Origin of the sequence: Burkholderia sp. AU6039, from assembly GCF_002223365.1 — a bacterium.
In the GTDB taxonomy this organism is placed as follows: Bacteria; Pseudomonadota; Gammaproteobacteria; order Burkholderiales; family Burkholderiaceae; genus Burkholderia.
Genome location: NZ_NKFK01000006.1, coordinates 360170 through 380877, shown reverse-complemented (window position 1 = coordinate 380877; position 20708 = coordinate 360170). Strand labels below are relative to the sequence as shown.

Annotated in this window: 18 protein-coding genes; 10 read left to right on the top strand and 8 right to left on the bottom strand. The window is 67.3% G+C overall.

What is annotated here, in order from left to right:
• Positions 1-8: 8 nt before the first annotated feature.
• Complete coding sequence (locus CFB39_RS32015) at positions 9-2267, bottom strand: hybrid sensor histidine kinase/response regulator (protein ID WP_089475948.1); 2259 nt, start codon at positions 2265-2267, stop codon at positions 9-11.
• 473 nt (positions 2268-2740) lie between these two features.
• Between CFB39_RS32015 and CFB39_RS32010 the strand changes: the two genes are divergently transcribed.
• Genes CFB39_RS32010 through CFB39_RS32000 form a run of 3 tightly spaced genes read left to right on the top strand, consistent with a single transcriptional unit; the run spans position 2741 to position 4663 of the window.
• A complete protein-coding gene (locus tag CFB39_RS32010) occupies positions 2741-3109 on the top strand; it encodes a response regulator (protein ID WP_039344648.1) in 369 nt (122 codons plus the stop codon).
• Positions 3102-3728 carry a chemotaxis protein CheC gene (locus CFB39_RS32005; protein ID WP_039344650.1) on the top strand — a complete coding sequence of 209 codons (627 nt, stop codon included), beginning with the start codon at positions 3102-3104 and terminating at the stop codon, positions 3726-3728. Before CFB39_RS32010 ends, CFB39_RS32005 begins: the two co-directional genes overlap by 8 nt.
• Positions 3725-4663: a GGDEF domain-containing protein gene (locus CFB39_RS32000; RefSeq protein ID WP_089428725.1), complete on the top strand. Its 939-nt coding sequence runs from the start codon at positions 3725-3727 to the stop codon at positions 4661-4663. Before CFB39_RS32005 ends, CFB39_RS32000 begins: the two co-directional genes overlap by 4 nt.
• Before the next feature lie 54 nt (positions 4664-4717).
• Here the strand turns inward: CFB39_RS32000 and CFB39_RS31995 are convergent, their stop codons facing one another.
• Positions 4718-5602 carry an alpha/beta fold hydrolase gene (locus CFB39_RS31995; RefSeq protein WP_089443729.1) on the bottom strand — a complete coding sequence of 295 codons (885 nt, stop codon included), beginning with the start codon at positions 5600-5602 and terminating at the stop codon, positions 4718-4720.
• A gap of 174 nt (positions 5603-5776) precedes the next feature.
• Between CFB39_RS31995 and CFB39_RS31990 the strand changes: the two genes are divergently transcribed.
• The 5 genes from CFB39_RS31990 to CFB39_RS31965 all read left to right on the top strand — a co-directional run bounded on the left by CFB39_RS31990 (position 5777) and on the right by CFB39_RS31965 (position 11181).
• Complete coding sequence (locus CFB39_RS31990; protein WP_046548815.1) at positions 5777-6109, top strand: hypothetical protein; 333 nt, start codon at positions 5777-5779, stop codon at positions 6107-6109.
• A 259-nt stretch (positions 6110-6368) separates the two neighbouring features.
• Positions 6369-7217, top strand: a complete 849-nt coding sequence (gene hpnD, locus CFB39_RS31980; RefSeq protein WP_089428727.1) for a presqualene diphosphate synthase HpnD — start codon at positions 6369-6371, stop codon at positions 7215-7217.
• Positions 7218-7230: 13 nt separating this feature from the next.
• Positions 7231-8484: a hydroxysqualene dehydroxylase HpnE gene (hpnE, locus tag CFB39_RS31975; RefSeq protein ID WP_089475947.1), complete on the top strand. Its 1254-nt coding sequence runs from the start codon at positions 7231-7233 to the stop codon at positions 8482-8484.
• A gap of 15 nt (positions 8485-8499) precedes the next feature.
• Positions 8500-10473, top strand: coding sequence for a squalene--hopene cyclase (shc, locus tag CFB39_RS31970; RefSeq protein WP_089433545.1), 1974 nt, complete (start codon positions 8500-8502; stop codon positions 10471-10473).
• Positions 10474-10524: 51 nt separating this feature from the next.
• Positions 10525-11181 carry a phosphorylase gene (locus CFB39_RS31965; protein ID WP_241022391.1) on the top strand — a complete coding sequence of 219 codons (657 nt, stop codon included), beginning with the start codon at positions 10525-10527 and terminating at the stop codon, positions 11179-11181.
• 113 nt (positions 11182-11294) lie between these two features.
• On the opposite strand, the gene CFB39_RS31960 is transcribed toward CFB39_RS31965, so the two are convergent.
• On the bottom strand, positions 11295-12269 hold the full coding sequence (locus CFB39_RS31960; protein ID WP_089475946.1) for a VacJ family lipoprotein: 975 nt from the start codon (positions 12267-12269) through the stop codon (positions 11295-11297).
• On the bottom strand, positions 12262-14895 hold the full coding sequence (locus tag CFB39_RS31955; protein WP_089475945.1) for an MMPL family transporter: 2634 nt from the start codon (positions 14893-14895) through the stop codon (positions 12262-12264). The genes CFB39_RS31960 and CFB39_RS31955 overlap by 8 nt, the downstream gene beginning before the upstream one ends.
• 322 nt (positions 14896-15217) lie before the next feature.
• Here CFB39_RS31955 and CFB39_RS31950 point away from each other — a divergent pair, with 322 nt between their 5' ends.
• A complete protein-coding gene (locus tag CFB39_RS31950) occupies positions 15218-15814 on the top strand; it encodes a phospholipid-binding protein MlaC (protein ID WP_089428733.1) in 597 nt (198 codons plus the stop codon).
• A gap of 81 nt (positions 15815-15895) precedes the next feature.
• Here CFB39_RS31950 and CFB39_RS31945 read toward each other — a convergent pair whose 3' ends face one another.
• Positions 15896-16534 (bottom strand): TetR/AcrR family transcriptional regulator, encoded by a 639-nt coding sequence (locus tag CFB39_RS31945; protein WP_089475944.1) that lies wholly within the window; start codon positions 16532-16534, stop codon positions 15896-15898.
• A 144-nt stretch (positions 16535-16678) separates the two neighbouring features.
• On the opposite strand from CFB39_RS31945, the gene CFB39_RS31940 reads away from it, so the two are divergent.
• Positions 16679-18202 (top strand): MFS transporter, encoded by a 1524-nt coding sequence (locus CFB39_RS31940; protein WP_089475943.1) that lies wholly within the window; start codon positions 16679-16681, stop codon positions 18200-18202.
• Between the two features lie 447 nt (positions 18203-18649).
• Here CFB39_RS31940 and CFB39_RS31935 read toward each other — a convergent pair whose 3' ends face one another.
• The 3 genes from CFB39_RS31935 to CFB39_RS31925 all read right to left on the bottom strand — a co-directional run bounded on the left by CFB39_RS31935 (position 18650) and on the right by CFB39_RS31925 (position 20686).
• Positions 18650-19276, bottom strand: coding sequence for a type VI secretion system amidase effector protein Tae4 (locus tag CFB39_RS31935; protein WP_089475942.1), 627 nt, complete (start codon positions 19274-19276; stop codon positions 18650-18652).
• Positions 19276-19839, bottom strand: coding sequence for a PAAR domain-containing protein (locus CFB39_RS31930; protein WP_089475941.1), 564 nt, complete (start codon positions 19837-19839; stop codon positions 19276-19278). Before CFB39_RS31930 ends, CFB39_RS31935 begins: the two co-directional genes overlap by 1 nt.
• Before the next feature lie 202 nt (positions 19840-20041).
• A complete protein-coding gene (locus CFB39_RS31925; RefSeq protein WP_043186307.1) occupies positions 20042-20686 on the bottom strand; it encodes a response regulator transcription factor in 645 nt (214 codons plus the stop codon).
• Positions 20687-20708 lie beyond the last annotated feature (22 nt).

The following is a 20708-nucleotide window of genomic DNA, read 5'->3' as shown; positions in this document are numbered from 1 at the left end:
GCAGCGGGTCACGTGCCGGTGTGCCGCGCGTGTCGTGCATCGCGTGCTTCACGGATGCCCAGCAGGATCTCGTCGAGCAGCGCGATGTCGAACGGCTTCGACAGCACGCGGACGTTGACGGTGCGCGTGCGGTCGAGCTCCTCCGCGTAACCCGTGACGAGTATCACGGGCAGTTTCTCCGGCCGTTGTTCGACCGCTTCGGCGAGGTCGATGCCGTTCAGGCGGCCCGGCATGTGGATATCCGAAATCACGAGATCGAACGCGTCGTTCGCGGCCGCGCCTTCGATGAGGCGCAACGCGTCGTCGGCGGTGGGCGCGTAGGTCACGCGGTGCCCGAGCAGCGACAGCAGCGCTTCGGTGCCGGCCGCGACTTCGCCGTTGTCCTCGACGAGCAGCACGTGCAGCCCGGCGAGCGTCCCCGCCCCCGCATCGTGCACGACCGCCGGCGGCCGCGCGACGACATCCTCGACGCGCGCGCGCGGCAGGTAGAGGCGCACCGACGTGCCGGCGCCGACCGCGCTGTCGATCGTCGCGAGGCCGCCCGAGCGTTCGCAGAACGCGAACACCTGCGGCAGGCCGAGCCCCGTCCCCATCCCCTGCGCCTTCGTCGTGAACAGCGGCTCGAACGCGCGCGCGAGCACGTCGGGCGCCATGCCCGAACCCGTATCGTCGAGCGAGATCTGCACGAAATCGCCGGTGAGCGGAAAACCGTCCTCGCGACGCAGTGTCACGTTGCGCGCGCCGACGGTGAAGCGGCCGCCGGTCGTCATCGCGTCGCGCGCGTTGACCGCGAGATTGATCACCGCGAGCTCGAGCTCCGCGACGTCGACGCGGATCGGCCAGACACCCGGCTCGATCGCGACGACCAGCGACGATTTCGAACCGAGCGATGTCTTCAGCAGTTCGCGGCACGTGCCGACCCATTGCCCGACGTCGATCGTCTCGTTGTGCAGTGGCTGCTTGCGCGCGACACCGAGGAGCTGGCGCGTGAGCGACTGCCCGTTCTTCAGCGCGCGTTCGATCGCGCCGAGTTCCTTGTCGAGATGCTGGACCCCGCGCCGCCGCGCGATCTGCACGTTGCTCGAGATGATCATCAGCAGGTTGTTGAAGTCGTGCGCGACGCTGCCGACGAGATTGCCGAGCGCCTGCATCTTGCGCGACTGCCGGTATGCCGATTCGATCGAGCGCCGCATCGACGCTTCGGCCTGCCAGCGGTCCCACGCCTCCTCTTCCGCCTTCAGCCGCTTGAGCGACAGCCAGATCACGGACCACAGCGCAATCGACGGCGCGAACATCGAGATGAACAGCACGCTCAGGTGTTCATACCATTCATGCCAGATCGCCGACGTGCGGTACGAGCACGTCACGTAGACGGGGTAGCTGCCGACCTGGCGATACGCGACGATCTCGCTGCTCGCGCCGTCGTGGCGCACGCGCACGACGCCGGCGCGCGGATCGTTGCGCGCGTCGCCGAACGTGACGGCGCGATCGGTGTGCGCGAGTGCCGGCGGCGGCGGATACGACGCGATCACCGCGCCGTCCGAGCGCGCGAGCGCCATCGTCATCGGCGTGCTCGCTCCGCCGAGCAGGTCGCGGTAGAACGCGTTGAAATACGACGACTTCAGCGCGATCGACACCATCCCGGCGAACGAACCGTCGCTATGGCGCCGCGCGACGCCCGTGTTGAACACGGGAATGTTCTCGAGCTTGAGCGGCCCCATCATCAACCGCGAGATGTGTTCGATGACCTTGCCGTCGCGGATGCCGGCGAAGTCGTCGCGGTTCGCGATCGACGCATAGGGCGCCGGATAGTAGAGGCTGTTCGCGAGCAGCATCCCGCTCGCGCCGAAGATCGACACGGCGGCCACCTGCGGATAGCCGCCGCCGATCGTGTTCAGCGCTTCGTGGATGTCGGACTCCCGGTTGCGCACGGTCGCGTCGTCCATGTCCTGCACGAGATCGACGATGCGCGCATCGAGCGTCTCGCTCAGGTCGAACACCTTGAGCGCGTGCTCCTCGGCCACCCGCACCGTGCGCATCGTCACGTCGCTCGCGGCGGCCTCGCGCGTCTTCAGGTCGTTGTACGCCATCACCACGACGTAGATGCACGGCAGCACGATCGCCGCGACGAGCAGCACGATCAGCGTCATGCGACGCACCGCGAAATCGTGCTCGGGCGCACCGGACGCATAGTTGCCGTCGTCCTGCCAGTCGTCGGCGGGTGGGGAGGCGGGAGCGTGGGAATCGGCGGGCCGGTCGGACATCATCGAGGAAGCGGGTGAGGCGGAGGTGCCTGCCATCATAAACGAGTTGCGACGGCTCGCCGCACGGCCCCGGACGCCAACCATCCTGTCGATTTCGACAGGGGGAAATTGTCAGATTGAAAACGCGACGAATCCGGCAGCGCAAACGTACACAAGGAAAAATTTTGCGTACTTATCTCGAAAATGGTCGGGGCTGTTTTCGGAATGGCGCGTGTTCGGATCAATTCTGTTCGAAATGCTGAAAATGGCGAGTTGCATCGCCTCCGGTTTACTCAGAGAATCGCGCCTTGCTTTCCCTATGACAGATATATGCGCCCGCCGGTGTTCGCCGCGCGGTGCGTCGCGCGCACTCCGCGTCGCGGCGCCCGCGCGCGGCCGCCAGACGGTTGCCCGCACACCCGAACGCATGGCGCCTAAAGAAGTGCGCCGCGCGGTCGTTAACGCGAGAGAGACCATTCCGTATACCGCATCGCCCCATGCCTTTGCCGATTGTAATTGCCGACGATTCGCTGCTCGCTCGCAAACTTCTGACAAAGGCGCTGCCGGGAGGCTGGGACGTCGAAGTCGCGTATGCCGCGAATGGTCGAGAGGCCTTGGCGCTCTATCGTGACGGCAAAGCTTCCGTAATGTTTCTGGACCTGACGATGCCCGACATGAGCGGATATCAGGTCCTGGAGACACTGCGCCACGAAGATCTGAACACGTTCGTGATCGTGGTATCCGCCGATATTCAGCCGCAGGCGCAAGCACGCGTGCGCGAATTGGGCGCGATCGCATTCGTAGCCAAGCCCGTGACGTCGGAGGCATTGCTGCCCATTCTCAAGGAGTATGGGTTGTATGCCTGACTCGGTGTTCACGGCGGAGCAACGCGACGCGTTGCAGGAGATCGCCAACCTCGCAATGGGCCGCGCCGCCGCGCGGCTCGCGTTGTTGCTCGGGCACTTCATCGAGCTGTCGGTGCCGCGCGTGCGGGTCGTGAAAGCGACCGACGCGGGCGACGCGCTGCGCGAGATGACGGGCATTCACGACAACGTGACCGCCGTGCGCCAGGGTTTTCGTTCCGACATCAAGGGCGAGGCGATCGTGTTGTGCCGCACCGCGAGCATCGCGCGGCTCATGTCGGTCGTCGACCGCACGTTCGGCGATGGCGTGTACGGCGGGATGGCGACACCCGACGAAGTCGTGTTCGACGTCGCGAACGTGCTGATGGGTGCGTGCGTCGCGTCGATCCTCGACGAGCTCGGCCGCAAGCCCGTGTTCTTTCCGCCGGGGCTGCTCGGCGCGAACGTGTCGTTCGACGACGTATTCCAGCCGACCGAGCTGGCATGGAGCGTGGCATTGCTGCTGGAAGTGAACTTCGGGCTCGAGGACCACGCGTTCCGGGCCCACTTCGTGATGCTGATGGCCGAGGATTCGATCCGGCTGATGGGCGACGCGCTCGACGCGTTGCTGTCCGCGCTATGACGGCCGCCACCTCGTCGCTGAGCGACCTCGTGATCGAGCGGGTGGGCTTCGGCCTGTTCGTGCTCGACCGCGCGATGAACGTGCTGATGTGGAATCGCTTCATGCAGGACCACAGCGGCATCCCGGCCGCGGACGTGATCGGCCGCAACCTGTTCGACTGCTTTCCCGACCTGCCGCGCGCGTGGCTGTCGCGCAAGCTCGAGAGCGTGTTCCAGCTCGGCAGCTTCGCGTTCAGCTCGTGGGAGCAGCGGCCCTACCTGTTTCGCTTCGAGCATGACCGGCCGATCACGGGTGGCGTCGACTACATGCAGCAGGACTGCACGTTCATGCCGCTCACGCGCGGCCGCGACGTCGAAGCCGTGTGCGTGACGATCTCGGACGTCACGCATGTGAGCGTGATGCAGCGCGAGCGCGAGGAAGCGGTCGCGAAGCTGCGCGAGCACGCGAATCGCGACGGCCTGACCGGCATCGCGAACCGGCGCTTCTTCGAGGCGCGGCTCAGCGACGAATTCGCACGCTGGCAGCGCTATGGCGGCGACATGTCGGTGCTGCTGTTCGACCTCGACCACTTCAAGACGATCAACGACCGCTTCGGGCATGCGGCCGGCGATGCCGTGCTGCGCGAGACGGCGCGTCGCGTCGCGTCGATCGTGCGCGCGCAGGATACGTTCGGCCGCTTCGGCGGCGAGGAATTCGCGTTGCTGCTGCCATGCACGAATCTCGACGAGGCGATGCTCGTGGCCGACAAGGTGCGCGATGCGATCGGCAGCGTGCCGGTCGATGCCGAGGGGGTCAGCGTGCCGGTGACGGCGAGCGTCGGCGGCGCCTGTGCGAAGGCGGGCGCGCCGACCAGCGACGTGCTCGTCAACGAGGCCGACGCCGCGCTCTATCGCGCGAAGCGGCTCGGGCGCGACCGGTCGGTCGCGTATGCATAGGTAGCGCATCCGCCCCGCCGTGCGCGGAGCGGATGCGCCGGGCGCGTGCCGCGCTCAGCTTTTCGCGATGTCGGCCAGGACGCCGGCGAGCACGGCCGGCTGCGACATGAACGGCGAATGGCTGCTGTCGAGCTGGTGCACGTGGGTCGGGTTGCCGGGCGCGAACGCGTCGGCTTCGTCGATGAAGCGCTGCTGCAGCGCGGGCAGGATCACGCGATCCTGCAGGCACTTGATGTAGTGACGGTCGATCGCGCCCCAGCGTGCGGCCGTCGTCGGGATCGCGGTCGCGAACGGCGCGGCCGGCACGTCGCAGCTCATCAGGTTCGCGACGGCCTCGAAGTCGGCCTGCGGCACGTCGTCGTACAGCGCGCGCTTCGCGAGCTCGCGATAGGCGGCGTCGCCGCTGCGCGGATCGATGCGCAGCGCACCGGCGACGCGCGGGCTCGCCAGCATCAGCGGGCCGAGCATTTCCCCCTTGTTTTCAGGTGCGCGCACGTAGTCGAGGCCCGGCACGCCCGACGCGGGCATGAAGGCCGCGAGATAGACGATCTTCGCGATCTTGTCCGGCGCGCGTTCGGCGGCCGCCGTGATCGCGAGGCCGCCCATGCTGTGCCCGACGAGCACGACCTTGCCGCGGCCGAGTGCGTACGCGTCGTCGACCGCCTGCATCACTTGCGTGGCGTAATCGTCGAGCGTCGTGTTCGCGACCGGCGACGGCTCGGCGCCGAACGCGTCCTTGTCGAGCGGGCGTGCGAAGTAGGAAGCGGGAAAACGGGCGTTGATGCCGTGCGCGGGCAGGTCACGCGCGATCGACAGGTGGCCGCGCGCGGCCAGCGCGGCCGCGACGTGCGCGTAGCACCACGCGCCGTGCCAGGCGCCATGCACGAGCACGAAAACGGGATGATCGGACTGCGGGGTGGCGCTTGCGTTCGTCTCCATGGTGTCCGGGTCTTCAGATCTTGAGAAAGGTGTCATCTTAGACGAACCCGTGTGCGCCCTGACGGGCCGGATTCGATCCGTCCTCTTGTCTCGTACAGGCCACATTTCGTTCGTATCTGATTTGAATTTATCGCGAAGCACGCTAATTTGTTGCTTTACTTGCGATTGCGCCCCATGAACGTCGACTATCTTTTCTACCGGAGGCCGGACAAGCCTGGCCCCTATTCGCTCGACGACCTCGGCGACATCGCGCCGCCGATCGGCCCGGGCGACCTCGTGCGTGCGGGCATCGCACGCGTGTTCGCGCAGATCGACTGGCAGGAATCGCCCGATGTGCCGGGCGCGTGGTTCGGCACGGGCGGCGCGACATTCCAGTTCACCGCGGAGCCCGACGGCCGCGTGACGAGCTTCATGGGCTCGCGCCTCGAACGCCGCTCGATGCTGCAACTCACCCGCGAAATGGGGCTCATTGCGCTCGACCTGCAACGCGACATCGTCTACGGCTGACGCGCCGCCGGCGCCGGCGCCCGCCCGGGCCGGCCGCGCTTGCCGGCCAACGGCTTCCGGCATGCCGCCGCACGTGGCGCGTGTCCGCCATCGAACTTCAAAGATTGCTATACTTTCGCCCAATTCCGGCTTCCGGCCGGTAATTTGTGCCTGTCTGTGTCGATCGTTCGCATATCTCGCACGCATTTGACACCCTGACCATCCCAGCCGGGCATGGCTTCTTCAATCGCCCCGCGTGGGTGTCTCCGTGGAGCTCGTCTTGGCCGTTTCCCATTCCGTCGTGGACGAACAAGAAACCGACGCCGCTGCCGTCACATCGGGCAGTTCTTTCTATCTTGCGATGCGCATCCTGCCGGCCGTGCAGCGCGATGCGATGTTCCAGGTCTACGCGTTTTGCCGCGCGGTCGACGACATCGCCGACAGCGACCTGCCACGCGCCGAGCGCCACGCGGGCCTCGATCGCTGGCGCGCGGACATCGACGCATGCTTCGCCGGCCGCCCGCCGCGCCACCTGGCTGCGCTCGACCGCGAGATCCGCGCATTCAACCTGCAGCGCGACGACTTCCACGCGATGATCGACGGGATGGCGATGGATGCGGTCGAAGACATCTGCGCGCCCGACGAACCGACGCTCGACCTCTTCTGCGATCGCGTGGCGAGTGCGGCCGGCCGACTGTCGGTGAGGATTTTCGGGATGCCGGAAGCCGAAGGGATCAAGCTGTCGCATCATCTCGGCCGCGCGCTGCAACTGACCAACATCCTGCGCGACATCGACGACGATGCGGCGATCAACCGTTGCTACCTGCCGCGCGAGCTGCTTGCGCGCGAAGGCATCGCGATCACCGACCCGGCGACGATCGTGCGCGATCCGGCGCTGCCGCGCGTGTGCGCGACGCTCGTCGAGCGCGCGCTCGAGCACTTCCGCCAGGCCGACGCGGTGATGGACACCTGCGCGCGTGCGCAGGTGAAGGCGCCGCGCATCATGTCGGGCGCGTATCGCTGCATTCTCGAAGCCGCGATCGCACGCGGCTTTGCCTTCCCGCGCGCACCGCTGCGCAAGCCGAAGGCGCGCATGCTGATGATCGCCGCGCGCTACGCGCTGTTCTGAGCCGACCGAGTCGATGCCCAGGACCGTCCACGTGATCGGCGCCGGCGTTGCCGGCCTGTCGGCCGCGGTCGAGCTGCAACGCCGCGGGCGGCGCATCGTGCTGCACGACGCGCACGCGCATGCGGGCGGCCGCTGCCGCTCGTGGTTCGACGGGACGCTGAACACGACGCTCGACAGCGGGCTGCACACGGTGTTCGCGGGACAGCCGGCGACGCAGCGCTACCTGCGCGCGATCGGCGCGGCCGACCAGCTCACGGGGCCCGCGCTGCCTGAATTCCCGGTCGTCGACGTCGCGTCGCAGCAGCGCTGGACGCTGCGCTTCGGCAACGGGCGCTGGCCGTCGTGGCTGTTCGATGCCGCGTCGCGCGCGCCGGACACGACGCCGCTCGACTACCTCGCGCTCGCCCCGCTCGCGTTCGCGCGGATGGGCCGCTCACTCGCACAGACGATGCGATGCGACGGCATGCTGTGGGAGCGTTGGCTGCGGCCGTATTTCCTCGGTGTGCTGAACGTCGAGCCGCGCCACGCGAGTGCCGAACTCGCGCGCGCGGCGCTGTGCAGCACGTTTTCCGCGGGCGGCCCTGCTTGCCGTCCGCTCGTCGCGCGCCACGGCCTCGGCAGCGCATTCGTCGAACCGGCGCTGCGGATGCTGCAGCACGGCGGCGCGCAGATCCGGCTGAATTCGCGGCTCGACGCGTTCGAATTCGGCGCGCACGGCAACGCGGTCGATGCGGTTTCGGTCGGCGGCGAGCGGATCGATCTCGCGCCGGGCGACGCCGTCGTGCTGGCCGTGCCGCCCGAGGTCGCGCAGCCGCTCGTGCCCGAACTCACCGCGCCCGACACGTTCAGCGCGGTCGTGACCGCGTATTTCGCGGCTGAAGCGCCGGCCGGCAATCCGCTGCAGACGTCGGTGGTCAACGGTGTGGTCGATACGGTGCGCACCGGCGGCGGCCAGCTCGCGGCGACGATCCGCGACGCGGGCCGCTGGCTCGACACGCCGCGCGACACGCTCGCGCGGCGCATCTGGGAAGACGTCGCGCGCGTGACCGGCGCGAACCCGGAAACCATCCCCGCGTGGCAGCTCGTCGTCGAGCCGCACGCGGGATTTGCGGCGGTGCCGTCGCAGGAAATGAAGCGTCCGGCCGTGCGTACGCGCTGGACCAATCTTGTGCTGGCGGGCGACTGGATTGCCACCGGCTTGCCCGCCACGATCGAGGGTGCGATCCGCTCCGGCCAGCTGGCCGCGGACGTGCTCCAGACACAGTAAGTAAAAGAGGGACCGATGAACGATCTCACCGAAATGGCTACCCTGTCCGCCGGCGCCGTGCCGGCCGGCGTCGATACGGCCGTCGCGCGTGCGACCGACGCGCTGCTGGCCGCGCAGAACGCGGATGGCCACTGGGTCTACGAACTCGAAGCCGATTCGACGATTCCCGCCGAATACGTGCTGCTCGTCCACTATCTCGGCGAGACGCCGAACCTCGAGCTCGAACAGAAGATCGGCAAGTATCTGCGCCGCATCCAGCAGGCCGACGGCGGCTGGCCGCTGTTCACCGACGGCGCGCCGAACATCAGCGCGAGCGTGAAAGCGTATTTCGCGCTGAAGGTGATCGGCGACGACGAGAACGCCGAGCACATGCAACGTGCGCGCCGCGCCATCCACGCGATGGGCGGCGCCGAGATGTCGAACGTGTTCACGCGCATCCAGCTCGCGCTGTACGGCGCGATTCCGTGGCGCGCGGTGCCGATGATGCCGGTCGAGATCATGCTGCTGCCGCAGTGGTTCCCGTTCCATCTGTCGAAGGTGTCGTACTGGGCGCGCACGGTGATCGTGCCGCTGCTCGTGCTGAACGCGAAGCGCCCGCTCGCGAAGAACCCGCGCGGCGTGCGCATCGACGAACTGTTCATCGATCCGCCCGTCAACGCCGGGCTGCTGCCGCGCCAGGGCCACCAGAGCCCCGGCTGGTTCGCGTTCTTCCGCGTGGTCGATCATGCGTTGCGCGCGGTCGACGGGTTGTTCCCGAACTACACGCGCGAACGCGCGATCCGCCAGGCCGTGTCGTTCGTCGACGAGCGCCTGAACGGCGAGGACGGCCTCGGCGCGATCTATCCGGCGATGGCCAACTCGGTGATGATGTACGACGCGCTTGGCTACGCGGAAGATCACCCGAACCGCGCGATCGCGCGCAAGTCGATCGAGAAGCTGCTCGTCGTGCACGACGATGAAGCGTATTGCCAGCCGTGCCTGTCGCCGGTGTGGGACACGTCGCTCGCCGCGCATGCGCTGCTCGAAACGCGCGACGCGCGTGCCGAGGATGCCGCGATCCGCGGCCTCGAATGGCTGCGTCCGCTGCAGATCCTCGACGTGCGCGGCGACTGGATCTCGCGCCGCCCGCACGTGCGGCCCGGCGGCTGGGCGTTCCAGTACGCGAACGCGCACTACCCGGACGTCGACGATACGGCGGTGGTCGCGGTGGCGATGGAGCGCGCGCAGCAACTCAAGCAGAACGACGCGTATCGCGATTCGATCGCGCGTGCGCGCGAGTGGGTCGTCGGAATGCAGAGCAGCGACGGCGGCTGGGGCGCGTTCGAACCGGAAAACACGCAGTACTACCTGAACAACATCCCGTTCTCGGATCACGGCGCGCTGCTCGATCCGCCGACGGCCGACGTGTCGGGCCGCTGCCTGTCGATGCTGTCGCAGCTCGGCGAGACGCCGCTGAACAGCGAGCCGGCACGTCGCGCACTCGACTACATGCTCAAGGAACAGGAACCGGACGGCAGCTGGTATGGCCGCTGGGGGATGAACTACGTGTACGGCACGTGGACGGCACTGTGCTCGCTGAACGCGGCCGGCCTGACGCCTGACGATCCGCGCATGAAGCGCGGTGCGCAGTGGCTGCTGTCGATCCAGAACAAGGATGGCGGCTGGGGTGAGGACGGCGACAGCTACAAGCTGAACTATCGCGGTTTCGAGCAGGCGCCGAGCACCGCGTCGCAAACCGCGTGGGCGCTGCTCGGCCTGATGGCGGCCGGCGAGGTGAACAACCCGGCGGTGGCGCGCGGCATCGACTACCTGATCGCCGAGCAGAACGAAGAAGGCTTGTGGGACGAGACGCGCTTCACGGCGACGGGCTTCCCGCGCGTGTTCTACCTGCGCTATCACGGCTATCGCAAGTTCTTCCCGCTGTGGGCGCTCGCCCGCTATCGCAACCTGAAGCGCGACAACACCACGCGCGTGACGGTCGGGCTGTAACGCGTGGCGCCGCAATCCACCGGCTCGTTGCCCGTCATCGCTGTGACGGGGATGGCGTTCGAGGCGCGCATCGCACGCGGCGACGGCGTCGAAGCCGTCTTTGCCGCACGGGCCGACCGCCTCGAACGCGCGCTGACCGAGGCGACCGCGCGCGGTTGCGCGGGCATCGTGAGCTTCGGCACGGCAGGCGGGCTCGCGCCCGACCTGGCGCCCGGCGCGCTCGTGGTCGCGAGCGCGATCGACGGGCCGTTCGGTCGCGTCGAGACCGACGCGGGCTGGAGCGCGCGGCTCGTCGCCGCGCTGCACGACACGCCCGTCTGGGCGCGCGTCACGCGCGGCACGATCGCGGCCGTCGGCGCACCGGTCATCAGCGAGCAGGACAAGACGTCGCTGCATCGCGCGAAGGACGCGCTCGCCGTCGACATGGAGTCGCATATCGCGGCGGCCTTCGCGGCGGCGCGCGGCGTACCGTTCGCGGTGTGCCGCGCGATCGTCGATCCGGCGTGGCGCACGTTGCCGCGCGCGGCGACGGCCGGCCTGCGCGACGACGGCAGCACGGCGATCCTGCCGATCCTGCGCGAACTGCTGAAGCAGCCGTCGCAGCTCGGCCCGCTGCTGCAGGTCGCGAGCGATGCGCGCGCGGCGCGTACGACGCTGATCCAGGCGCGGCACGCGTTCGAGCGTGCCGGTGCGATGCGGATCGCCTGAGCGGCACGCGCCGCCTGTCTCGCCCTTCTCCCCCGGTTTCCGTTTCTCGCGGACAAAAAAAGAGCGCTGCATCTGCAGCGCTCTTTGTCTTTGCGGCGGTGGCCGTTGCAGCGTTACTGCTGCACGGCCGGCGCGCTCGCGGGCGTCGCGGGTGCGGCCGCCGATGCCGCAGCCGGCGCAGCGGCCGACGCAGCAGCAGGCGCGCTCGCGGGCATCGCGTTGTCCGCGCCCGGATCGTCGTACTGCGGCAGCCCCGGCGCGGCCGGTGCGTTGTTCGGCGTGGCGCCCGATGCGCCGCCCGCATCGCCCGGATCCTCGTAGTTCGGCAATCCCGGCACGGCCGGCGTTCCGGCCGGCACGGCGCCCGATTCACCCGGTTCGTTGTAGGTCGGCACCGTGGCCGACGACGACTGGCTGCGATACGTCAGCGACTTGCGTTGCTGGAGGTACGCGTCGCGCACGAACGAATACGGATCGAGCGCGGCCTGCTTCAGCAGGTCGGTCGCGCCGAGCAGATCCGAACGCGCGCTGATGAACTGCGCGATGTACATCGGGTTGCGCGCGGCCGGCTCGATGTAGTTCAGCAGGTTGAAGCGCACGTCCACCGCGCGGCCGACGCCGTCGCGGATCGTGCTCGGCCCGAACACGGGCAGCACGAGGTACGGGCCCGACGGCACACCCCAGCGCGCCATCGTCAGGCCGAAGTCCTGGTGATGCTTCGGCAGCCCGGCGGGCGTCGCGATGTCGATCAGGCCGGCGACGCCGAACACCGAGTTCATCGCCACGCGCATCAGATCTTCGGTGGCGTCGGTGATGCGGAGCTGCAGCAGGTTGTTCGCGATGTTGCCGAGATCGCCGAGGTTCGAGAAGAAGTTGCTGATCGCGGTGCGCACGGGCGTCGGCGTGACCTTCTGGTACCCCTTCGCGATCGGCTGGGCGATGTTCGTGTCGACGGTGTCGTTGAACTTGTACATCGCCCGGTTCATCGGCTCGAGCGGGTCGTTGGGGTTGCGGTTCGGTCCCGTCGCGCAGCCGGTCAGCGCCGCGCTGGCGGCAACGGTCGCCGCAATGATTCGCACCTTATTCATTGATTCCTTGCGATTGGTTCTTGGCGCGTTTGACGCGCGGTTTGCCCATCAGGACGGGCTGGAACACCACGGCGCCGATCAGCGTGCAGGTCAGTGCCAGCGCGAGCAGCTTGCCCATGCTCGACGTGCCCGGGTGGTGCGACAGCCACAGGCTGCCGAATGCGGTCGCCGTCGTCGCGGCGCTGAACAGGACGGCATGCGTGAGGCTCGAGTGCAGCAACCCGGTTTGCCCCGCGCGCCACGCCATCACGAAATACACCTTGAACGCGACGCCGACGCCGAGCATCAGCGGCAGCGCGATGATGTTCGCGAAGTTGAGCGACATGCCGAGCACGACGCACAGCTCGAGCGTCACGACGCCCGACACGAGCAGCGGCACCAGCGTGCGCAGCACGTCGCCGAAGCGGCGCAGCGTGACCCACAGCAGGACCGTGATCGAGATGATCGACCACAGCGCCGCATGCAGGAACGCGTTGATGATCGTGTCGGCCGAATGCAGGATCGAGATCGGCCCGCCGGTCGTGCCCGGCTCCGCGGCTTTCACGGCCTTCGCGAAGCGGCGCAGCATCGTGTCGTCGCCCGGGTCGACGCCCTTCGGCACCTTCGGCGAGATCTGCACGAGCGCATGGCCGTCCGGCGCGACCCAGTCGCGCACGAGCTGCGGCGGCAGCGATTCGCGCGTGACGTCCTGCGGCTGCAGCAGCGACGCGAGCTGGTTGAGCGCGATGCGCAGCGTATCGGAGAACGCACGCTCGGCGCGGTCGCGCGTCGCGGCATCCGCGGCGGCGAGCTTCGCGAGCGACGCCGACAGGTGCTGCGCGGCGGCTGCGCCCGGGCCCGGGTGATCTTCGGCCGCGTAGCTCAGCAGGTCCGACACGCGCTTGAGCGCGGCGACGCGCTGCGCGTCGGTCGCGGGCGGCGCGGGCGGCTGCGTCAGCGCGGGCAGCAGGTCGCTCGCGGCCGCGGCGATCGCCGCGCGCTTGGCCGGCTGGTCGGCGGGGATGAAGGTCGACAGCGTGGTCGTGCGGCCGACTTCGGGTAGCGCGTCGAGGCGCTTCGCGGCCGCATCGGCCTGCGCGAGCGACGGCGCGAGCAGCGTGACGTCGTTGACGGCGGCTTCCGGCGAATCCTTCAGGGCGAGCAGCGTCGCCATCGATTCGCTGTTCGGGTCCTTCAGGTGCAGCGGGTTGAAGTCGAAGCGCAGGAATGCGAGCAGCGGCAGCGCGCCGATCACGACCACGAGCGTGCCGATCAGGATCGGCTTGCGATGGCGGTCGAGGTAATCGTCGACCGGCGCGAGCCACGGAAAGCCCGGCGTCTTCGATTCGCCCGGCGGCGCGAACAGGCGCAGCAACGCGGGCAGCAGCGTGATCGTGGTGAGCAGCGCGACGAACATCCCGACGCCCGCGATCAGGCCGAGCTCGGACACGCCGCGATAGGCGGTGGGGATGAACGAGAAGAAGCTCGCCGCGACGGCCGCGGTGGCCAGCGCGAGCGGCATGCCCATCGAGTGCGCGGCGCCGATCAGCGCGTGGTCGATGCGCGGATCGCGGAAGCGCTCCTCGCGGTACTTCACGCCGTACTGGATCGAGAAATCGACGCCGAGGCCGACGAACAGCACCATGAACGCGACCGAGATCATGTTCAGCGAGCCGACCATCGCGAGGCCGAGCGCGGCGGTCACGACGAGGCCGACGAACAGCGTGACGAGCACCGAGCCGATCATCCGCTTCGAGCGCAGCGCGAGCCACAGGATCACGAGCACGGCGAGCAGCGTGAAGACGCCGTTGAGCGCCGCGCCGTCCTCGACCGACGCGAATTCGTCGTCGGCGAGCGGCTGTTCGCCGGTCAGGCGCACGACCGCGCCGTAGCGCTTCTCGAGGTCGATCGAACGGGCCGCGTCGCGGATCACCTGGCTGGTTTCCGCGCCGGCCTTCAGCGCGCCGTAGTTGACCACGGGCTGCACGGTGACGAACGCGCGCGCGGGCTGCCGCGCGGCATCGTTGTCGACCAGCGCGCGCCACGAGAACGCGGCCGGCTTGCCGGCCAGCACGTCGTCGACCGTCGCGGCGCTGCGGGCGAGCAGCTTCGCCATCGTCGGCAGCTTCACCTGGCCGGTCAGCAGCGGCTGGCCGAGCGTGGTGGAGAGCGTCGTGGCGAGCCCGGTCAGGCTCGGGTTCTTCGCGAGTTCGTTGACGAGCGGGCGCGCGCTCGCGAGCTGCGCGGTCGTATCGGTGACTTCCTGCGGCGACAGGAACAGCAGCCCGTTGTGCTCGAAGAACGGCCCGCCGCCGGGCTCGGCGACCTGGCCGATGCGGCCGGCGGCGGCATCCTTCTGTAGCGCGTCGGTCAGCGCCTGCGCGGCGGCATTCGCGAATTCCGGCGCGGGCGCCTCGACGACCGCGAGGATCGTGCCGTTGCGTTGCGGGAACGCTTTGTCGACGGCGTGGCCGAGCGCGGCAAATTGCGGTTCCGCATCGACGAGCTTGCTGATGTCGGTGTTGATCTTGAAATGCTGCGCGACATAGACGCCGCTGAGCGCGGCGATGACGAGCGACAGCACGACGACCCAGACGGGCCGGCGTACCGACCATGCAACGAGTCGGACGATGAGAGATGTCACCATGTGGCGGTGGGGAGCGGCTGGAAAGGGCAAAGTAGCCAAGTATACCGGCGCAGCGTGGCGGCGGTCGTGACGTTGGGGGTTACGAGAACGGAAGGAGATTTGTTCGCGGCGGCGGAATCGATACCGGTGGCCGGCCGGTTTGTAAGGGGATATTTACATAAACGGCGCCGCGCTGCTTCGACGCGCCGCCGCGAGCCTGTGACAAAGGATCTGAAAGGTAACAGTCGGTCACGGCGGCGCACCGAGGCGTCGGGCCCGGTATACTTTGCTCCGTCGGCCGGTGCAATGAACCGGTCGTTTTTTCTCATCGAGCGATATTCGTATGAAACGTCATCTGTTTGCTTTCGTCGCGGCGGCCGCCGTGTCGGTTTCCGCTTTCGCGCAGAGCGCGCCGGTCGATATCGTCCGCAACGCGGTCGAGGGCACCGTCAACGCGATGAAGGCCGATCCGGCCGCCCGCGGCGGTGACATGGCGAAGGTCTCGGCAGTCGTCGAGCAGCGCTTCCTGCCCGCGACCAACTTCGAGCGCACGACCCGCATCGCGGTCGGTGACGCGTGGAAGCAGGCCACGCCGCAACAGCAGCAGGAGCTGTACAAGCAGTTCAGGCTGCTGATGACGCGCACCTACGCCGCGTCGCTCGCGCAGCTCGGCAGCCAGGACGCGAAGTTCTCGTTCAAGGCCGGCGGTGCGTCGGGCGCCGACGCGCTCGTGCAGTCGACGGTCACGACGCCGGGCGACAGCCAGTCGGTCGGCTATCGTCTCGGCAAGGTCGGCAACGACTGGAAGATCTACGACATCGACATGTCGGGCGCGTGGCTGATCCAGGTCTACCAGGGCCAGTTCAAGAGCCAGCTCGCATCGGGCGGCATCGATGGCCTGATCGCGTATCTGCAGAAGCACAATTCGCGGACGAACTGACGGCCGCTGAGCGATCCGGATTCCGGATGCACGAAGGGCGCCCTCGGGCGCCCTTTTTCATGGCGGTGCGCTGGCGGCGCGTTACGCGCCGACGCCGAGCATCCGCAGGCAATCGTCGACCACCGCATCGACGAACGCGGCACGATCCGCTTCCGGCGCCGCGATGATGTGATCGGTCGCGCCATGCACGCCCGCATAGATCAGCAGCGCGGTGACCTGCGGATGCGCGAGCCGCCAGGTGCCGGCCCGTGCGCCGCCGTCGAGAATCGCGCCGAGCTGGTCGAGGATCGCGTTCTTGTCGGCATTCGCGCGATCGTGGTGATGGTGGTTCGTGTAGACGATGTCGTGCGTGCGGTAGGTCGCCGCGTAGGTTTCGATGTTGGCGCGGATCCACGCGCGCAGGCGCGCGAGCCAGTCGTCGGCGTCGCACGCGTCCACCGCGTGCTGCAAACGGTCGAGGAACGACGCCGTGTAGCGCTGCGCGAGCGCGGCGAGCATGTCGGACTTCGATTCGAAGTAGTGATAGAACGTGCCCTTCGCGACCTGCGCGTGTTCGACGATCTCGCTGATGGTCGTCGCTTCCACGCCCTGCGCGAGAAACAGCGTCTCGGCCGCCGCCATCAGTTCCTCGAGGCGCACTTCCGCCGGCTTCGTGCGCGGCTTGCCTGCCGGCGTGTCGTCTTTCACTGTCCTGAGTCCTGCCTTGGTCCTGTCCGTCATCGCGCGGCTCGACGCCCGTTCATGCAAAGCCCGCAGTTTAGGCCAGCGTCCTGCTCACGGCCAACGCAATCCATTGACCGACGGTCAGTCGATATATATGATGAGAATCATTCTCATCTCAATGCCCGTCAAGGGCTGACCACCATGCCTCGCTATCGTCGCGCCGCACTCGTCCTGGCCGCCTGTCTCGGCACCTTTCTCGCCACGCTCGACATCAGCATCGTCAACGTCGCGCTGCCTACGCTGCAGACGGCGCTCGATACCGATATCGGCGGCCTCCAGTGGGTCGTCAATGCGTATGCGCTGGCGCTGTCCGCGTTCATGCTGTCGGCCGGGCCGCTCGGCGATCGCTACGGGCACAAGCGTGTTTGGCTCGCCAGCGTCGTCCTGTTCACGGCGGGGTCGGTGGTGTGCGCATGCGCGGGCAGCATCGAGCCGCTGCTGATCGGGCGCGCGATCCAGGGGCTCGCCGGTGCGTTGCTGATACCGGGCGCGATGCCGATCCTCACGCATGCGTTTCCCGATGCGCGCGAGCGTGCCCGCGCGATCGGCGGGTGGTCCGCGTTCAGTGCGCTCGCGCTGATCCTCGGGCCGCTGGTGGGCGGCCTGCTCGTCGAGCATGGCGGATGGCAGAACATCTTCCTCGTCAACGTGCCGATCGGCATCGTGACCGTGCTGCTCGGCGCATGGGGCATTCCGGAGCGCCGGCATCCGCAGCACGCGGCGTTCGATCCGCTTGGCCAGGCACTGAGCGTGATCTGGCTCGGGTTGCTCACGTACGGGCTGATCGGCATCGGCGAAGCCGGCGCGTGGCATGCGAAGGTGCTCGCGCCGCTGGCGGGCGCCGCGGTGGCGTTCGTCGTGTTCGTGCGAGTCGAGACGCGTGTCGAGCGGCCGCTGCTGCCGGTCTGGCTGTTTCGCGACCGGCGGCTGGTGCGCGCCAATCTCGCGTCGTTCGTGCTCGGGTTCTCGGGGTACAGCAGCCTGTTCTTCCTGTCGCTGTTCCTGCAGCAGGCACAGGGGCGCACGCCTGCCGAGGCCGGCTGGCAACTGATGCCGCAGTTCGTGATGACGGCGATCACGTCGATGCTGTTCGGGCGCATCGCGGCGCGTATTCCGTTGCATGCGCTGATGGTGGCCGGGTACGGCCTGATCGGCGCGATGCTCGCGGTCATGGCCGGCTTCGGTGCGGGCACGCCGTATGGGCCGGTCGGTGTCGCGCTGGCGGTGCTCGGCGTCGGCATGGGGCTCGCGGTGCCCGCGACCGGCATGACCGTGATGGAACTGGCGCCGGCCGAACGCGCGGGCATGGCGTCGGCGACGATGAACGCGTTGCGCCAGACGGGGATGAGCGTGGGCATCGCGGTGCTCGGCAGCATGATGAGCGTCGGTGCGCTGCACCGGATGACGGCCGCGATGCAGGCGGCCGGCAGCGCGCAAGCGGATACGCTCGCGCGACAGGCGGTGATGGAGCATGTGTTTGCGGCAGGGCAGCCGGCGCTGCTCGGTGCGTATCGGGACGCGATGGCGCACGGGTTTTCGGTTGCGGTTTTGTGTTCCGGGATCCTTAGTATTTCGATTGCTGTGATGCTGATGGTGCGGCGTGAAACGGAGAAGCAGTCGGGACGCGCGGCGGCGGCGTGCGTGACGTCGTCACAATCGGAATGACAGTGGTCGATCAACTTTTCATGCGTGTCACGACACGCACGGCGGCGGCAAGAACGGCTTTCAGATCACGTCATCCGACGAAGAGCGCATTCTCACCGCTGTTCATTCGACCAAGCTATCGAATGACATATGTGCCGATGTACATGAGCATCGTGGGAACTGCCAAGGCGACCAAAGAAGATGCCAATTTTTTTGCCGTGACGCGGTGGCGACTGATTCTCCAACCCGTGAAGGCGAATGCAAGTGATGGCCCGATCAGAAACGCAACGAGCAGAATGGTAGTCGGCCACGGCGGAGAGCAGAGGTCGATTTCATGGCAAGAATTCCGATCGGAAGGCCACCGCAAACCGGTATGAATGCGCCAGTCGATTCGACTCCCGATCCAGCATGCAAACCAGGTCGTGATCAGGCCCGCGGTCCAGTACGCAAGTGAAAATCCGGCACGTTTCACCTGATCTCCCAGAAAAGGATGGTTTTCGATTTTGCCAGATCGGAGTAGCCGAGATCCGTGAGTGGAATCTGCAGGCTGGATATTCCGATTCGTCGGCCTATCGACGCGAAGATACCTCTCGTACTGGATACCGGGAGGCGAGAACCGTTCCAGAGGTCGATATGTCCGCCGCTAAAGTCGTCGGCAGCGTCGCCCTGTTGTTGCCAGTACCCGAAGAAGAAAATGATGCCGGTGCGATTTCTGACCCGGTTTTCCCAATCGGGGCCGGTCACGTTCTCCGGAGCGGGTAATCCTGCGATCGGGCGCAGCTTCAACCATTCAGCAAACTCGTATGCGCGTGTGGCCGTCGATTTGCCGTTGAGCTTGAGGCGGCCCAGTGTCGGCTTGCCTGGCATTGGCCGGACCCGCTTCTGCGAAAACGACTTCATCTCGATGCCGACGTTGTGCAGCGTTACACTCATCCGGATGGCGCACTGGTTCTGGTACTGCCCGTTTGGATCGGCGTATGGATTTCCGTGAGCATAGTTGCTCCAGAGTTCGGAAAACGTCACCGACTTCAGTTGGACTTCCTTGTGCGAGTTTTGAACGGCGGTCGTCCTCACGACTGTTTTTGCGTTTGGCATTACGCATCCCCGCTCAATCGTGCGAGCGCTTCGTCGCCCCAATAGACCGTGTACGTGCCCTCATGGCTCGTATGAACACGCGGCAGGTATCCGGTGGCATCGAGTCGACCCGAGTGAACACGCCCGTCCGATGTTTCGATGATGTACGGATAATCCGGCAATGCGCCGTTTCCGACGGCGCGAACGCATTCGTCATATGCGCCCGCGGCTACGGCCGCCGTATTGCGTTGCGGATTCGATCCGGACGAAACGACGCCTTCCGTTTCCGCTTCGTCATCGCACCATGAATTGCCGGAGAGCACCGCGATGATGCGTGGCGGTGTCGCACATCGACATAAAACGATGTCGCCATCGGCCGCCGTTTCGCCCATGAATGCGATGCGCTTCGGTCCGCCGGCCTTGGCAATCTGTCCAGTACTTCCGCATGCTTCACAGAACGCGGGGCCGCCGATCAAAGCAACCTGATGGCCAGCGTCGCCAAACGTGAATCGTGGCCCTGCGTAGGCAATGACGTGTCCCCCGGTTTCCAACTCGTCGCCGACAACGGCGATACGGCGCATCATGATTTCGCTCCTCGGTCCAGATCACCGATATCTGCCGGTGATGCCGGTTGCCGCACGACGAGTTCATGCAGGCGTCATGCGAAACACGAGCACGATGCTCGTTCCGGCAAGCGAAAGGATTCCATCGACCCGGGGAGCGGTCGATTGGACGAGTATGAAATTGGACGGCGAATCGTGAGGTGGACGCCGTTGACATGCTGGCCTACCTCCGCCGATGCTCGACCGCGAACTTGATCAGCTCGGCCTGCCCTTCTATCTCCAGCTTGCGCTTCAGATTGAGCCGGTGCGTCTCGACCGTGCGCACCGACAGCCCCGTCTGCTGCGCGATCTGCTTGCTGGACAGCCCTTCCGCCAGCGCGTCGAGGATGTCGCGTTCGCGCGGCGTCAACCGGTCGAGCGGCGACGCGGTCGCGCTCGCGTGGATCATCCGCGCGGCGAGCCCCTCGCTGAAGAACGTCTGGCCGGCCAGCACCGCGCCGATCGCACGCACGATCTCGCTCGCGGGCGAATCCTTCAGCAGGTAGCCGCTCGCGCCGGCACGCACGGCCTGCGTCACGTATTCGATGTTGTCGTGCATCGACAGCATCAGCACGCGGATGCCCGGAAAGCGCTCGTGGAACACGCCCGCGAGCGTGATGCCGTTCATCCCGTTCATGCCGACGTCCATCAGCGCGAGATCGGGTTCGAGCGACGCGGCAAGCGCGAGCGCCTCGTCGGCGTTGCCGGCTTCGCCGACCACGGACAGGTCGGCCGCTTCGAGCCGCATCCGCAAGCCGTCGCGCACGAGCGGGTGATCGTCGACGAGCAGCAGTCGGGCGACGGGCCGGGCGGTGTCGGGGGCGCTCATGCGTGAAAGGTCTCCTGTGATG